This is a genomic window from Aquimarina sp. AU474, from assembly GCF_900312815.1.
GTDB lineage: Bacteria > Bacteroidota > Bacteroidia > Flavobacteriales > Flavobacteriaceae > Aquimarina.
Genome location: NZ_OMPE01000009.1, coordinates 483,741 through 499,776, shown reverse-complemented (window position 1 = coordinate 499,776; position 16,036 = coordinate 483,741). Strand labels below are relative to the sequence as shown.

At 33.4% G+C, this 16,036-nt stretch carries 10 protein-coding genes; 7 read left to right on the top strand and 3 right to left on the bottom strand.

Annotation, left to right across the window (positions count from 1 at the left end; all coding sequences use genetic code 11):
* Positions 1 to 9: 9 nt before the first annotated feature.
* Both DK508_RS15845 and DK508_RS15840 read left to right on the top strand, forming a co-directional pair.
* Complete coding sequence (locus tag DK508_RS15845; RefSeq protein ID WP_109301767.1) at positions 10 to 2,250, top strand: lantibiotic dehydratase family protein; 2,241 nt, start codon at positions 10 to 12, stop codon at positions 2,248 to 2,250.
* On the top strand, positions 2,243 to 3,133 hold the full coding sequence (locus DK508_RS15840) for a thiopeptide-type bacteriocin biosynthesis protein (protein ID WP_109301766.1): 891 nt from the start codon (positions 2,243 to 2,245) through the stop codon (positions 3,131 to 3,133). The genes DK508_RS15845 and DK508_RS15840 overlap by 8 nt, the downstream gene beginning before the upstream one ends.
* Positions 3,134 to 3,267: 134 nt before the next feature.
* Here DK508_RS15840 and DK508_RS15835 read toward each other — a convergent pair whose 3' ends face one another.
* Positions 3,268 to 6,513: a CHAT domain-containing protein gene (locus DK508_RS15835; protein WP_109301765.1), complete on the bottom strand. Its 3,246-nt coding sequence runs from the start codon at positions 6,511 to 6,513 to the stop codon at positions 3,268 to 3,270.
* A 237-nt stretch (positions 6,514 to 6,750) separates the two neighbouring features.
* On the opposite strand from DK508_RS15835, the gene DK508_RS15830 reads away from it, so the two are divergent.
* The 3 genes from DK508_RS15830 (at position 6,751) to DK508_RS15820 (ending at position 8,543) form a co-directional block, all read left to right on the top strand.
* The gene (locus tag DK508_RS15830; RefSeq protein WP_109301764.1) at positions 6,751 to 7,329 is read left to right on the top strand and encodes an RNA polymerase sigma factor; all 579 of its coding nucleotides are present in this window, start codon (positions 6,751 to 6,753) and stop codon (positions 7,327 to 7,329) included.
* Positions 7,330 to 7,337: 8 nt separating this feature from the next.
* A complete protein-coding gene (locus DK508_RS15825) occupies positions 7,338 to 8,075 on the top strand; it encodes a lipopolysaccharide assembly protein LapB (RefSeq protein WP_109301763.1) in 738 nt (245 codons plus the stop codon).
* Positions 8,076 to 8,267: 192 nt separating this feature from the next.
* Positions 8,268 to 8,543, top strand: a complete 276-nt coding sequence (locus DK508_RS15820) for a hypothetical protein (protein WP_109301762.1) — start codon at positions 8,268 to 8,270, stop codon at positions 8,541 to 8,543.
* A gap of 46 nt (positions 8,544 to 8,589) precedes the next feature.
* Here DK508_RS15820 and DK508_RS15815 read toward each other — a convergent pair whose 3' ends face one another.
* On the bottom strand, positions 8,590 to 9,093 hold the full coding sequence (locus DK508_RS15815) for a hypothetical protein (RefSeq protein WP_109301761.1): 504 nt from the start codon (positions 9,091 to 9,093) through the stop codon (positions 8,590 to 8,592).
* 12 nt (positions 9,094 to 9,105) lie between these two features.
* The gene (locus tag DK508_RS15810) at positions 9,106 to 9,930 is read right to left on the bottom strand and encodes a hypothetical protein (protein ID WP_160114742.1); all 825 of its coding nucleotides are present in this window, start codon (positions 9,928 to 9,930) and stop codon (positions 9,106 to 9,108) included.
* A gap of 200 nt (positions 9,931 to 10,130) precedes the next feature.
* Here DK508_RS15810 and DK508_RS15805 point away from each other — a divergent pair, with 200 nt between their 5' ends.
* Positions 10,131 to 13,886, top strand: a complete 3,756-nt coding sequence (locus DK508_RS15805) for a lamin tail domain-containing protein (RefSeq protein WP_109301759.1) — start codon at positions 10,131 to 10,133, stop codon at positions 13,884 to 13,886.
* Between the two features lie 7 nt (positions 13,887 to 13,893).
* Positions 13,894 to 15,834: a hypothetical protein gene (locus DK508_RS15800; protein WP_109301758.1), complete on the top strand. Its 1,941-nt coding sequence runs from the start codon at positions 13,894 to 13,896 to the stop codon at positions 15,832 to 15,834.
* The last annotated feature ends 202 nt before the right edge of the window (positions 15,835 to 16,036 follow it).

Below are 16,036 nucleotides of genomic sequence, written 5' to 3'. Positions count from 1 at the left end.
AATACTATTATGATCTATAAAAATTTCTCTAAGTATGTATTACGGTCTCCATTATTTTCTTTTTCCTTTTACAAAACACTAACTCAAGATAGTATTTTATCTGAAGAGACATTAAAAGAGGCTTGTAAAGATGCTAGTATCAAAGAAGCGATTTTTTTAGCTTCTCCTTCATTATATTCAGAATTCGAAAAGTGGTTGCAAGGAGAGATTAAAGACAAGGATAAGTCGGATAGGATGATGTATTCGGTATTAAAATACCTTAGCCGTATGTCCTCTAGATGTACTCCTTTTGGCCTTTTTGCAGGAACCGCTGTAGGTGAGTTTACGGATCAAACACAAATCGAACTTCAGAACAAGTCAAAAAATAAAAGACATACGCGATTAGATATGAACTATCTGGTAGCCTTGTCTCAGGATATTGTTAAAAATGAAGAAATTAGAGCACAATTGTTGTTCTACCCTAATACCAGTATTTATGAAACTGGCCATCAATTACGATATGTAGAGTACAAATATGTAAATAGTAGAAGAATCCATCATATTGTAGCGGTAGAACATTCAGAATACTTGCAAAAAGTAATTGAACACGCAAAAAAAGGAGCTTTACTCAAGGATTTAGGAGAACTCTTAGTCGATGATGATATTAGTATCGACGAGGCAATGGGTTTTATTCATGAGTTAGTCGAAAGTCAATTACTTATTAGTGAATTAGAACCTTCGGTTTCTGGCCCAGAGTTTTTAGATCAGTTATTACCTGTTTTAAAACGATTAAATGGTGCAACAGATATTATAAAAGCACTAGAACAAACGCAACAACAAATAGAACAGTTAGATAACGCTATTGGTAACGAAGCTAAACAATATATTGAGTTAAGCGAAGCGCTCAAAAAATTAGAAGTTGGTTTTGAACTTAAGTTTATGTTTCAGACCGATATGTTGTTATCGCCAAAGAGCAATACATTAGACCGTCAATATTTACATAGGGTAAGAAAAGCTATTACGTTGCTTAATAAAATGACTTTGCCACCAAAAGAAACATTGCTTTCTAAGTTTCAATCTGCATTGTACGAACGCTATGAAGATAGAGAAGTGCCATTATCCAAAGCTTTGGATGTTGAGTTAGGAGTAGGTTTTGTACAAAATCAAGGTACAGGTGATGTAAGTAAGATTGTAGACGATTTGGTACTACCGCCAAGACAAAATGGAGTAGCAGTAAGAGAAATGCAATGGACTCCTATACATTCAATTCTTCAAAAGAAATTGAATGCATGTATGCAAAAAAATGAAAGTAGCATTGAGCTTACCGACAAAGATTTCGAAAACTTTGAGGCGCAATGGGATGATCTTCCTGATACCATCTCCTCAATGATCGAAATTGTAACCATAAACGGTGAGGATAAAATTATGATGTCTAGTATAGGAGGATCTAGTGCAGCGAATCTATTAGGACGTTTTTGTCATGGAGATCCAGAACTGCATGCCTATACACAAGAGATTATTGATGTCGAAACACAAGAAAATCCGAATAAAATCCTGGCAGAAATTGTGCATTTGCCAGAATCTAGAGTAGGGAATATTTTAATGCGACCGGCATTTAGGAACTATGAAATCCCGTATCTGGCAAAATCTATTTTGAATGAAGAAAAACAGCTTCCTTTAGATGATTTAATGGTTTCGACTTCGCATACTGGTAAGGTTCTTTTACGCTCAAAGAAATATAACAAAGAGGTAGTGCCTCATCTTACCAATGCACATAATTATTCTGGTGATCCATTACCGATATATCAATTTCTGGCCAATATGCAAACTCAAAAACAGCGATCAGGACTTGGATTTCATTGGGGCCCTCTAGCCGATGAATATGATTTTTTACCGCGAGTAGAATATCAAGGAGTAGTATTGGCAACGGCTACCTGGAATATTAAAGATAAAGAAATAACACGTTTGCAGGACCTCAAAGATTCAGAGAAACTGCAAGAAGGCATAACTTCCTTTGTTTCTAATAAAAAATTGCCACAGTATGTATTACTTATTGATGGAGATAATGAACTATTGATTAATCTTACTAATCTATCTTCGGTGCGTATGTTATTACAAACAGTAAAGAAACGCCCAGCTTTTAAACTTAAAGAGTTTTTACATAACGAAGAAAGTATTGTTAAGGAAGGAAACGAGGCATATACCAATCAAATCGTATTGTCTTTTTACAACGAGCATAAATTAAAAAATACAAATACAACTCATGGCTAATACACAAAGATCTTTTATTATTGGTGGTGAATGGCTGTATTATAAAATATATACAGGGCCTAAGACCTCTGATTTGGTCCTTACCGATGTAATCAAACCTGTAGTAGATACATTACTAGAAAATAAAGTAATCGATAAATGGTTTTTTATACGCTATAACGATCCCAAACATCATATTAGAGTTCGTTTTCATTATACCGATCCCAAAAATGTAGGCGAAATTATTAATGCATTGCACGGGCCATTAGAGCATTATAATAAACAAGACCTTATCTGGAGATTACAGATAGATACCTACCAAAGAGAGTTGGAGCGATATGGTAATGAAACCATGGAGCAATCCGAAACCTTGTTTTTTTATGATAGCAAGATGATTGTTGACTTTTTGGATATGATCGATGAAGACGAAGGAGAAGAGTTGCGATGGCTGTTGAGTATACGAGCAATGGATACTTTGTTAAATGATTTTGGATATGACGAAGATCAAAAACTCGCGTTGATGGAACGCTTAAAAACTGGCTTTGGACAAGAGTTTGGGATGAATAAGTTTCTCAAAAAACAAATGGACAAAAAGTTTAGAGAAGAGCACGATAAGATTAAAGAATTTATGGTGTTTACTAGAGAAAATAATCCAGATTATGCGCCTATTATTGATGTGCTAGAAGCCAAAAGCATTCATAGCAAAGCAATGATAGAGAACATACGATCTCTTGTTGATCAGCCAAGGCTTGATAATATGATGGGGAGCTACATCCACATGTTAATGAATAGATTGTTTAGATCCAAAAACCGTTTGCATGAGATGGTGATGTATGACTTATTGTATAGAACGTATAAAGTAGCCTGGGGAATTAGAAAATTTAAGAATAAAGAGAAAGTGTAACCTCCTTCAACAGTCTTAGGAGGGTATGCGTTTTTTCAATATTCTGTTTACCCTTCAACAAGGCCTGTACTGAGTTCGACGAAGTGCTCAGGAAGACAATTGTACTCGGTGTCAGTCTGAGCTTGTTCCTATTGTTACTCTGAGCCTGTCGAAGACCGATACCAAAATCCAATACGTATCACTAGAATCAATACGCCAATACCCAAAATCCAATACCATACCGTGGTATTCTCAAAAGGTATGGGAGCAGGATCTCCTACCAAATAAAAACCTCCCCAATAAAAAGGTTGTGTTCGGTTTATATTAGCTGTTTGTAAATACTGCAACTTGGCTTGTTGCAATGCTTTGGCCTTGTTCATGCCTTTTTTAAGATTGGTATAAAAGTATTTCATAAGCTGCGGAGTAGTTTGGTCAGATACATCCCAGCTACTTAATAATAAACTTTTAGTACCCGCGTATTGAAACGCACTACCCAAACTCATGATGCCTTCTCCTGTTGCAATTTTACCGCTACCCGTATTGCACGCACTAAGTACAGTGAGCTCTGCAGGGATATCCAGAGCAAATAATTCATGACTATACAACAAATTATCTTCGATGGTGTCTTTGTTTTTGGTAAAAAACAAACGAGAATTCTCTGGTCGTTCATGATCTACTTCACCATGCAATGCCAAGTGTAAAATGTTATATTGATTGGCATTTTTCTTAAAATTAGCTTCGATGGCATTGGCACCATAATAATACTGTCCATTAATAATATCGGCTATGGCTTTGATCTCTTTACGAGTACCTGGTAAATCATCATTGGTACCTCTTAGTGCGGCCATACTCATCGTATTGGTTTGCGTACTTAATGTACTATCTGAAAAAGAAAATGCCAAACACTCTTGTTTCTTAGTATCGACACTATCTCGATATGGATTTGCAAATAATACATTAGCAGCGTTTGCATATGAGATTACATAATCACGCAGCAAATACGAAAAATCTACTGGGTTGTTTGATGGATCGTTTTGCGTAAGCAATAACTCAAAATTAAGATGCCATAGCGGCCCATCGGGCACAATGATGAGTTCATTACCCGTAAGTTGATGTTGTAGTGGTGATAATAATTGTTGATACAATTGATGTGCGATAGTTTTGTACGCTTTTGTGTTTTTGGAGACTATACTATTACGCAAAGCCTCTACGTGATCGGTTAGATTTGACGTGGCTAATTCGTGAGCCGATACCTTGTTTTTTGATACCATAAAAGCATAGGTAATACTATCTGTAGTAAAAAACTCAAGTAGCGTAGTACGGTCTTTTAATTTTGTTTGAATATCAATTGCTGAGGTAATATTGTTTTCGTGTTTAAGTTGGTAATACTTAGGATACTCTTTTTCTAATACCGTGATTAATGAATCTTGCTGGCGGTTTACATCAAACAATCGACTCTCATATGCCCTAATTTTTGCAGTATCAAGGGTGCTTTTTGATTGTTGTTTGGTGATCGCAGATTGATAAAATGCGCGATTGGCACGTAGCTCTTTTTCTAGGGTGAGTAGATCGGTAGGTAAGCCAGTATAATTTTTGGCATTAGCATCACGTAGCAACTCTTTTAGGGTATTGGCTTTACTTTTCTCGGCATATGCAAAAGCTTGGGCCAATGATTTTTGATCTTTTTGTAATAATTGGGCAGTTATTGCCCCATGGTATACCTCTTTTGCCTTTTGCGCAAAAGTAACTTTGTCTTGATAATTGGTTAAGGTTTGGCGGATCGTACCAATTAGCATATCTGCTTTTTGATACGTGCTAATAGCATTATTTAAGTGATTTGCATCCTTATCATTTTGATATAGCTGTGTATGGGTTTTGGCTGCACCTTCTAGAGAAGTAAGCGCAATGTTAGGATCAAAAAAAGTATCGCTTTTCTCTTTGGTATTATTTGTTATAGCTTGATTGTAATAGGCTAATGCTTTTTGATACTCTTGTTGTTTAAAATACGCATTAGCGATATAATTTACTGATTGAATTACCTCAGGATGTTTTGCAGGCAAGAATGTTTTAAGTGTGTTCTTTGCTTTTTCATAGTTTTTAATAGCTTGAGTATACTCTTTTTTGATGAAATGCGTATCACCGAGATAATTGTAGTTTTCTGCTAAATCCGGATGCCCATTTTTGAAAAATTTTTCCCGAATATTTAAAGATTTGTATATATAATTTAATGCATTTTCAAATTTATGCTGTTGTATGTATATATAGGCTATATTATTATAAACTCTTGCAGTACGGGGATGGTTTTCTCCATGGATGTTGATAGAAAAATCAAGTGCTTTGTTATAATGGATTAAGGCTTTATCATATTCTTTTTGATGTTTAAATATCACTCCAATATTAGAGTAAAATGTTGCTTTCCAATCATTCTTTTGGTTGTTCGAATTACTGCCTATTCTAAGGCCTTTGTAATAATATTGAAGAGCTTTATCATATTCTCCCTGTAGTTTATAAGAGATACCCAATGTATTATAGTTTAGAGTAATATCTGGATGTTCCCCTTGATTTAATTTTTTTCTAATACTAATCGATTTTTTAGCAAAAAATATAGCTTCTTCATATGAATTAAGTTTCCGGTAATTTGAAGCCATATTTCCATAAAATATTGCCATCGAATTATTGTGTTCTCCATGTATTTTTTTTCTAATGTGAATACTCTTTTTATGAAAATTAATGGCTTCATTATATAATCCCATTCTGCTATATAAAAGAGCTAAAAAAGCATAAGTAGTACTATTTGAATTATGATATAGTCCATATGCGTCTAATCCAATTTTTAAAGCGGTCCTAATTTTTTTATTTGCAATATCAAATTTCCCCTTTATAGAATAGATAGTCGCAATATTATTATATGTTAGGATAATCCTTTCTTTATCCTTATTTTTTTGTTTTTTTTTTATTCCTAATGCCTTCTCATGATGAAATAGAGAACTACCATAATCAACATTATTTCTTAAATAAAACTGACCTAAATTACAATGAACATTGGCCTCTTCAATATGATCTTTGTTTAAATGTTTTTTGCAGATAGCTAATGCTTTATTAGCATTGATTAATGATTTTTTATATTTCGCATCACGCCACAAATTCTCTGATACTTTATTATAACAACTGGCTACTTTTTCCCAACTTTTAGCCTGTTGATAGAGCGGTAGTGCTTTTTTAAAATATACAATCGAGCTGTCTAATTTTCTTTCGGTTAATAGGGAGTCTGCCTTTTTATAATATACTGATGCAGCAAGGGTATCTACTTTTGTTTGCGCAGATAGGGTATGGCCAAATACCAGATTAAAAAATATCAGTATCAAATATGATATTAGGGTAGGATGTAGTATAGTATTCATGGGTTCATAAGCATTATAAAAACCGTTGTTAAGCAAATCGCTTTTATATTAATACCAAAGTAAGTAAAAATGTTACGTTTTGTCTTCCTTCGACAGGCTCAGGATGACAATTGATGCTTTGAGCTTGTCGAAGACCTTTTTACAAAAATAAAACTTGTTTTATCAACTATCTCCTTAAAAAATCTAATAAAATAGTATCTTACCCGGTAACAATTTGTTGTTCCAGAACATTAATCAATGAGCAAGACCGAAGAGCGCAAAATTTTGGAAGGTATTATGGCAGGAGATGAGGCAGTGATTAAAGCCTTTTATCAAAAAAACTTAGGCTATATACGTGGGTATATTTTGCAAAATTCGGGTAACGAGGCCGATGTAGAAGATGTGTTTCAGGATGCTTTGGTGTTGATATATCAAAAATTAACAGCCGATTCTCTTGAGATCACCGCTTCTATACACACATATTTTTATGCAGTATGTAAAAATATGTGGCGCAATCGATTACGAAAAAACAATAAAATGGTAGTTAAAGAAACACTACCAGATCATGAACATGCGTTGCAAGAGGATATAACCGAAGATCTCGAACAACAAGAACGAGAACAGGTATATCGGAAATATTTTGTGCAGTTAAATGATACCTGCAAACGAGTACTTGGACTTGTTTTTGAAGGAAAGAATATGAAAGAGATATCCTCGATCACAGGATACTCTGAAGGCTATACCCGAAAGAAAAAATTTGAATGTAAAAAATCTCTGATCGAAATGATCGAGAAAGATCCAATATATAAGGAGTTAAAAATAAACTCTGAAAACTAATTGGCATTATGGAAAGAACTCAGGAAATATTTGAAAAAATAGAGGCATACCTCAATAATACCTTATCCCAAGAGGAGCGTTCGGTTTTTGAAAAAGAAATGGAGCAGGATTCCGAGTTGCGAACCGAAGTGGATAAGCATAAAGTGCTTCATGATGTGCTAAGTGATACTGATACATTGGCTTTTAAAGAAAAGTTAGTAAAGATTAGTGAAGAGATCAAAGCAGAAGGAACACGTTCTGGATCATGGTTTTCTCAACATTGGAAAATGGCGGCGACTATAGCCGTGATTTTAGGAATAGGATCTATTCTATGGTTTAATGCCAACCGTACTAATGAAAACCAAAAATTATACGCTGCTTATTACGAGCCTTTTCCGATAGAAGATACTACTAGGGGAGAATCAACTAATGATCTTGGTGATGCTTTACTCCATTATGCCAAAGGAGAATATGATCGTGTGATTACAACATTAGAAGAGCTGGTGCATATTCCTGATCAGGAACAGCTGAGCTTATATCTAGGGAATAGTTATATGAATACCGGAGAGGAGCAAAAAGCGATCGATATTTTTAAAAATATAGATAACAATAGTAAATATTACGAAAATGCCCAATGGTATCTAGCGCTTACCTATCTTAAATTGGGAGATACCAAACAACTTAAACCACTTCTTACTGCTATTATCAATTATAACGGAGTATATAAAGAGAGTGCTACAAATCTACAAACAGCACTTAAAAAATAGAGGATATCGTATTATATACCACAGTACTCTTTTTCTTGCATCAAGAAACAAGGGTAAACCACTTATAACTATACTTTTTTGAAAAAAACATCATTTTTAGGGTAACAAATGATCAAGCTCAGACATAAACTTAAGACCCCCCACAAATAAATATTGGTGTAAAATAATTCAGTCTTAAGTAAAGGGAAAACTATGAGTGTTATTATCAAACAAATCGAGCTTATCGAAAGAATAGATCAACTAGTTCGTTTACAAGCGACAGGAACTCCGGCAGAGCTGGCGTATCGTTTGCAAATTTCAAAAACAAAATTGTATCGGCTTATCAATACCATGAAGGCTTTAAATGCCCCTGTAGAGTATGATATGGCTGTACAGAGTTTTGTGTATGTCGAGGCAGTAGGGTTTAGATTTGGGTTTTATCATAAAAAGGAAACTTTTGATAGACCCTATGCCATGGTAGTAGGATGACTATTAAATCCACATAAGTAGGTATTGATCTATTTGCTTATAGGTTTCAACAATCAGCCCCCAAAAGATCACGAGCAATCTTGCCGATTTTATATGGCACCGTACGATCTCTGCCAAAGATATCAAATCTAGAGTGCGTAAAACCAATAGTGTGCATATACTCATGCAATAGATGGGCAGCATAGCAACCCACGGCATTGTCTTCGAGATATCCTTTAAAGGTACTTATGATTAAGGTAGTCATATTGGTGTTGCCGATTTCATTAACTTGAGAGTCGTATAGTCTTAATCTAAAATTCATTATTTGATCGGCAGGATTATTGAGATCTCTTCCTCCTAGGATCAAGTCCAAAATTTCTTGGTTGCTATATCTTCTTCTACCGGTTCTTCGTCTAACTCTTGGATTTTTAAATCTCCGAACACTTAGAACAGCTTCTTTAAAAGCGTTAGAGTTTACTAGATCTTGCACTAATTGAATGGCTTGATTGGCTTTAACCAGATGTTGTTGGTTAAATCCTTCGATATAATTTACTTGTATTGTGGTATTCATTTTATTGCATTTTTAAAGAGTAGGTAGTTCTTCTAATATAGATTTAATAGGAATCAATCGCATACCTACTCTATAATCTCTTTGAAACTCTAGATTAGAGGTAAATAGCTCGTTTCCTGCGCTTATAGCACTACCTACTAATGGAAACTCAGACACTTTGATTTTTCGGGTTCTCTTGGTGTATTTTTTTGATGTAATAGCGGTTACTGTTGCGATGGCGATTAAATATTTGCGATCAATATTTTGATCAGTAAGTTTAAAACTATTAGTGATCTTTTCATAATCTATGTTGGGTGTGCCTAATACGGCTCTAGAGATATCTTCGAGTGTAAAATGTGCCAATTCATTATCTTCAAGACTTACCGATAATAACCAATTTATAGATGTAATTTGATTACGATCGTATTTGTATTCTTTTAATTTACCACCTTCGGGAGCTTTAAGCTCTATATCTGCACTATCTTTTTTAAAATCCACTCCGCCAACGGTATATTTACCAGTATTGTCTTTGGTAGCAATCAGGCCGATTAAGTTTCTTAAATCACCTCTATACCCGGCGATACCTTCCTTATCAATATATAATCTATTAGTATATGCTTGCGGAAGATCAGATTCGATCTGGATTTCTTGATCATTTAAAATAGCGATGTCATTCGAAAATTCTTTTAATGCGATGGGTTCGTCTTGGATTGATGCAAAAGTTTGATTGCGTTGTAGTTCGAACATTTTTGTGCTCAATTGCTCGGTAGCAGTCACTTCTTTAGTTGCTTTTTCTGCTTTTTTGCTACAGCCTATAAGTAGAAGGCAAAACAAGAATATGGATATGATTGGTCTCATGTTAAAATGATTTAAAATTGATAGATCAAACGTATATGTTTTTTATAGCAAAGTAAATACCCAATGGTGGGTATTTATGAGTAAGAATTAGGGATTATACTTTTGGTTTGAGTTATTGAAAAACATGTAACATACTGTTTTTGGGTGATTTACCCCTTTTTAATTGGGTTGTTTGACTTAAAAATATATGTAAAACAATAATGAATTTAGCGATTCTAATCACTACAAATCATATGGGAAATGAAATTCTGGACTTATCAAAAGAGGGAAATCTTGGGATAGGTAATGATGAGGCTTTTGCTTCATTGGGATACGATGCAAACCTTGCTCTAAGTTTTTGTCATGGATTTAATCTTCAACTCGAAGGATCAGTATTAGCCAAGGCAGGAATCTCGGCACACATTACCGATTATGTTAAGGCAATTTTAGAAATAGAAGCTGGTGTCGAGGCGGGATTGCAGATGGCCGCACAGTTTTCTCCCAAAATCTTAGACGAATTAGGATTAATTGTTTCTTTCCAGGTTTATCTTAAAGCCTATATACGAGCAAGATTAGAACTATCTCTAACCCTAGATAAAATCCTTAAAAATGTAAAAAGGAAAAGTAATGATTTGCAATACAAGATATTTAAGGAATTTGTCGATCAAGTTGAAGTTGCTGCTGGAGTCGAAGGTAATGCTCAGATAGCACTTACAGCTTCTGCAGAGGTAATTTGTCGAGCTAGGTTGTTTGAAGAAGAAGGTAAAAAAGCGGGATTTGATTTTAGAGCCAATGCCGAAGCAGCTTTCTTATATGGGGCAGGAGTTGATTTTTTTGCCAAAGCTAGATTTAAAGATGTAAATGGATTTTTTAGATCAAGTAAAAATCATCTGCTTCAAGAAATAAAAGATAATATAACACCAGATGAGTTAGATGAAGATGTTACCAATTTTATTTTTAATGCTTGGTCATTGGCGTTGGACTTGATTATTGATGCGAGCATAGCCGGCATTTCTGAAAAACGAGATCTCACTTTTGCCTCTGTAAAAGATTTTTCTATTGATTTTATTTTTGAAGAGATTCTTGAGGCATACACAAGGTTTTTAGATCATATGATTAATAAAATTGTGGATTGGGTAGAAAAAAATGTAGATGCTTTTATTGATCAGATTGAAGAAGTTTTATTTACGATCGAAAACACAATTAATAAAATAACCAGTATAGCTTCATTACATGATGTGGCTTTAATTGTTGAAGATATCATTGCGATATTAGAAGAAATTAAATTTGATGAGGTTGATGTAATAAAAGAAGTTGGTACTCATTTATTCGTGATAGGATATTTGATTGATCCTGACCATAAGGATTTATGGAAAAAACTCCCTTTGTATGCCAAAAAACGATATCACTTGGCAACGGGTAAGAATATACAGTTACTTAAAAATAATGGTGAAGCGTATTTATATCTCGAAAAATCGTGCTTTACTCAATTCTTAACCAATAATATAGGAACAACTGGTTCAAAAATCGAAGTGTTTTTGGATAAAGTACATCAGAATGGGTTAACTATCGGAAATTTTATCGAATTGATATTAGATAAAGATGATGCTCAATCCCAGAAAAAAATATTAAATATTCTTTTTACATTTCTGGAGACCACTTTTGACACTTATGTAGTAACTCCTGTTCAATCTAGTATACAACCCATTTTTAGTCGTTCAAGATTAGGAGAGGATTATTACAATCTTGTTTTTGAAAATACCTTAAGTAGTTTCCCAAAACTATTTATCCCCATGCTCAAATCGGTTTTTGTAGAAGGAGGAGACAAGACCAAAATTGAGCAGCTAACTTTTTTGGCAAATAGATTCTTACTGGGGTTTGCGGCAAAGAATATATCATTTATGAGTAATGAACTTATGAATTATGCCACAGATAATATTACACATACTATAAATACTTGCGAGAACAGTGTAAAAAATGGAAAATTCGATTTTATGGCGAAACGTTTTTTTAAGGCGTTCGAAGATAAAATAAGTGATATAACTCCATTACCAGTGGATGTAAAAATCCCCGCTAGATTAAAAGAAGATCTCATTGATGTTACAGAAGAGTTTATACTCAATATACTCGATGTTGCCAAAATGTCTATGGGAAGACAAACATGGACCGAAGATAGAATAGATATCATTACTAGTGCGATAGAAAATATGATTGCCGATCCTGATGATCATAAACTAGATTTTACGTCGCTAACCACGCAAGAGGTAGAACAAAAAATCAATGAACTTATGGAGTGTGATTTTTTACCTGATGTGTCTAAGCGGTATCTAGAAGACCTATCTGAGGTACTCATGATTATCGGTTGGGAACAATTTAAAGCTTTTTTACTTTACATGCCTGTGCATACCGCTTGGTACATCATCCAAATTTTAAAAGTTCTTTTGGTAAATGTCATTAGAGAAATACTGGATGCAATAAAAAAACTAGTTGATACAGCTTATGAGTTGGTTAAGAAGATTATCGAAGAGTTAGAAGAATTAATCAATGAATTGATTAACGAAATTGAGCAAGCTATAGAAGACCTAAAGGAAATCATATCGAATCTCTATAATGAAACTAAAAAAGCGATCGAAGCATTTTTTGATAGTCTATTAGGGGATCTTGATTTTAGTGATTTAGACTGGTTGGATAGATTTATAGATTGGGTAGTCTTTTGGGATGGTAATGATGAGGATAAAGCAAGAAATGTAATAAAAGAACTCAAAAAACAAACATTGAGTAAGCTTAACAAAACATCTTTTGAAAATGACATCTTGAATTTGTCAAAAGAAGATGGTTTCGATTTTCAAACCATTCCTAATTGGATAGAAGATAATGTGTTAACATCTGATATAAAGCAAAAATTAGGAAGAGCAAAATTTAAAACCTCTAATGCAGTGCAGGTCAAATGGATGGATGCAAATGATAAGGTATTTACTATTTCTAATAATCTACGAGAAACATCATGGAGGTATACCGCCAGAACTAATCAACTTGAAAACAGTAGAAGTCGAAAATCTGCACTTCAATTAAAAAAGACGATTTATGATAAGAGATATGAAGAGCTTGAAAAACTAAAAGATAGTAGGATAAAAATCAATAGTCCTTTATCTGTAGATGCTAATCGAGATGATTTTCCTATTTATGATAAATATGTGTATCTCGAAATTGATTTTGATAAGTTGGATGTAAAATCAATTATAAAAAATCAATATGAAATTAAATCTGAAGATCTGGTCAATGTAGATCGCGAAATTTCGACAAATGAGGTTATTAGTACAATGAAAAATACGATAGACCGCGATACCGCATCTTTATTACAATTAAAAATACTATTAAATGGACAAGAATTAGATCTTGAAGAATTCTTGATAGACCGTCATAAATTAAGTATTCATATTTCAAAAACACATTTAAAACAGGGGAGTAATGATATAACGGTTTTTGTTATGACACCGTCTTCTCATAAGGAACATGAGTATATCGAACATATACAGTTTTTCTGTGATTTATCATCAAAAAAATACCCGTCTAATGCAGTATACATAGATCGTAAAAAAACAATTATCAATTCTAAAGGAGATGATCATGAGGATGCTTTACATGTGGATACTGCTGATAAAGAAATAGTAGCGATAACTAACAATACAGAAGATGAAGTACGACTAGAAGGTTGGCGTTTAAGCGATGCCGCCGGGCATGAATATATTTTTAAAACCAACGATAGGATAAAACCAGGAGGCACACATCATGTTTATGTAGGAAGGACGAGATCAAATTCGGATTCGTGGAAAGGGTATTATGGTAATCGAATGATTGCTCTTCTGAATAATAGAGGAGAGTTTTTAAAACTAGAGGATACCACAGGAAAAGTTATATCATCGATGTATACTGGATTCCCCAAAAGTAATGCTCACATCAAATTTTTAAAAAATTAAAAGATTTATGAGTACTAAATTAGAATCAAAAAAGAAGAAAGCGGTACATATTAGTTTGAAAAAAAAGAAAAAATTGCTTACTGCGCTAAAATCAAAATTGGGAAAAGCAAAATTAAAAAACACCATCCAATGGGTTGATTTTAATGTTAACGGAAATGTGATTCATGCACAGATTCAATACTTAGAATGGTTGTATGGCAGTGTATATAGAAAACATATTTATCATTACTTTTTGGTATACAATTTTGGAGTTAACAAAAGTGATTTAAACAATGACCATCAAAAATCACTAAAGAGTTTTGTGAAAAAAGTGAAATTGGATGAACTTTTAAGGACTGCAGAAGTTATTCCTAGAGAATTTGAAGAATTCGAGGATCCTTTTGCGGCTAATATTAAGGATAGCCTTAAGGAAAAACTTATAAAAGAGCAGCCCTGGGTTGCCAAGACATCGGCATCTCGAGAAGATATAGTTCGCGGGATGATGTTGGATACTGTTTTGGATAAAACCTCGTCTAAACCTTGGTGGAAAAATGATAGTATTTGTTTTCCAGACATAAAAAGTTCTATTACTATCGATGATAAAAATAGTTCGGGGAATGACATCCATTACAAGGCTTTTAAAATGAAACATCTCATGTTCTGGCGAACCGCTCCTGGAGTTTCTGGAGTTTTTTCAACTTTTACAGGTAGAGCAAGCGAAACGGGAACCGATAATATTAATGATCCATTATCTATAAAAAGAGCAAAATCGGTTACCGATTTTCTTGGAAATGAAATCAAAAAATACACTGGATTAAATGGAGTATTATTGACACATGGGGTAGGTTCTAGAAACCCAATACTATTTTCTTCTTCTGATTTAAAAATTAAAAACAAAGAAATCAATGAAAATAGAAGTGTACAATTTACTTATTATCAAGCCCATGATTATGTATGTTTAAAAACGGAAAATGAATTAAAAAAGCAGTATGCTGCTGCGATTAAGGGGGTTAATACACTCTTAGAAAAAAATATTGCGTATTGCGAAGCTCATGTATCCTCTCCCAAACCTTCTTTTCAGATACCTCATAAGTTTAATGTGATAGAAAGTGGTATTATATCGTCGGATTTAAAGTACACCCTAGGAGTAAAAGCAATAGAATTTGTTCAAACCTTTAATGGAGATTTTAGTGATTTATCCAAAACAAGTTCTCCTATAAATATTCCTAAAGGGATACGCGCGTTACCTTTAAATTACTCTCCAGAAAACTCTAATACTCCTGGAAGTATCGTTTTACCTTTATCTTTAATTTTAGTACATGGTAAAAAAGGAGACAAAACGTATAAAAAACCATTGGTAATTGAAGATAGAAACAGTTACGCAACTAAGGTGTTTGGAGATCTAAGAAAATTTATTTTTGCAGATTTTAAAAGTAAAGGAGAAACTTTCACTCCAAATCGTGACAGAGCACGATTGTTTATGAAAATATATAAAGAAACCATTAAACATGACCAGCAAAAAGTGTCATTTATATTAAAAAAATATAATATAAAAGATAGAAATACAATTTTGGATGATAACAGTTATAGGTTAAAAGTAGATTTTTCTAAAGAAAAAGATTTGTATACTAAAAAGTCAACTCTTAAATCATATCTCAAAAATGATAGCATAGCGCTTAATATTATAGATTATGATGGTAAGATCATTGCCAATTTCAAGAATTTCTTGGATAGTGAAATACAAAAAGGTAGTATAAAAGAATTTTATTGGTATGATGATACTATTTTAAAAGTACATAGAAAACAAAAAAGAACTTTTGCATTAAATGTATTAAAAATGCATGCATTAACAAAGTTACCCGAAGTACCTACTGCAGTTTTTGGCGGCCTGGATATTGGAGTATTTGATATATCACCTTATGATGTTACGGCAATGACATTTTTGAGCCATATGTGGATGATTCCTTAAGTAAGGAAACTAGAAAAACCTTGAAAAAAAATCTCTTATTTCTTAAGTTACCAGAATTATGAATGATATTAATATTTTGTAAAATAGAGTTTTACGGTTTTGTTCGTTGTTTTACTTTTTTTTAAGTCATAACATTTTTTTAACTCAAAGATCTTATATTTTCTAACGACTATTTCGTAATTTTAAGTAGAAATTAGCACCC

Excerpts from the sequence above, each read along its gene's own strand:
- DK508_RS15845 (WP_109301767.1), top strand. The coding sequence starts at position 10 with ATGATCTATAAAAATTTCTCTAAGTATGTATTACGGTCTCCATTATTT.
- DK508_RS15840 (WP_109301766.1), top strand. The coding sequence starts at position 2,243 with ATGGCTAATACACAAAGATCTTTTATTATTGGTGGTGAATGGCTGTAT.
- DK508_RS15835 (WP_109301765.1), bottom strand. The coding sequence starts at position 6,513 with ATGAATACTATACTACATCCTACCCTAATATCATATTTGATACTGATA.
- DK508_RS15830 (WP_109301764.1), top strand. The coding sequence starts at position 6,751 with ATGAGCAAGACCGAAGAGCGCAAAATTTTGGAAGGTATTATGGCAGGA.
- DK508_RS15825 (WP_109301763.1), top strand. The coding sequence starts at position 7,338 with ATGGAAAGAACTCAGGAAATATTTGAAAAAATAGAGGCATACCTCAAT.
- DK508_RS15820 (WP_109301762.1), top strand. The coding sequence starts at position 8,268 with ATGAGTGTTATTATCAAACAAATCGAGCTTATCGAAAGAATAGATCAA.
- DK508_RS15815 (WP_109301761.1), bottom strand. The coding sequence starts at position 9,093 with ATGAATACCACAATACAAGTAAATTATATCGAAGGATTTAACCAACAA.
- DK508_RS15810 (WP_160114742.1), bottom strand. The coding sequence starts at position 9,930 with ATGAGACCAATCATATCCATATTCTTGTTTTGCCTTCTACTTATAGGC.
- DK508_RS15805 (WP_109301759.1), top strand. The coding sequence starts at position 10,131 with ATGAATTTAGCGATTCTAATCACTACAAATCATATGGGAAATGAAATT.
- DK508_RS15800 (WP_109301758.1), top strand. The coding sequence starts at position 13,894 with ATGAGTACTAAATTAGAATCAAAAAAGAAGAAAGCGGTACATATTAGT.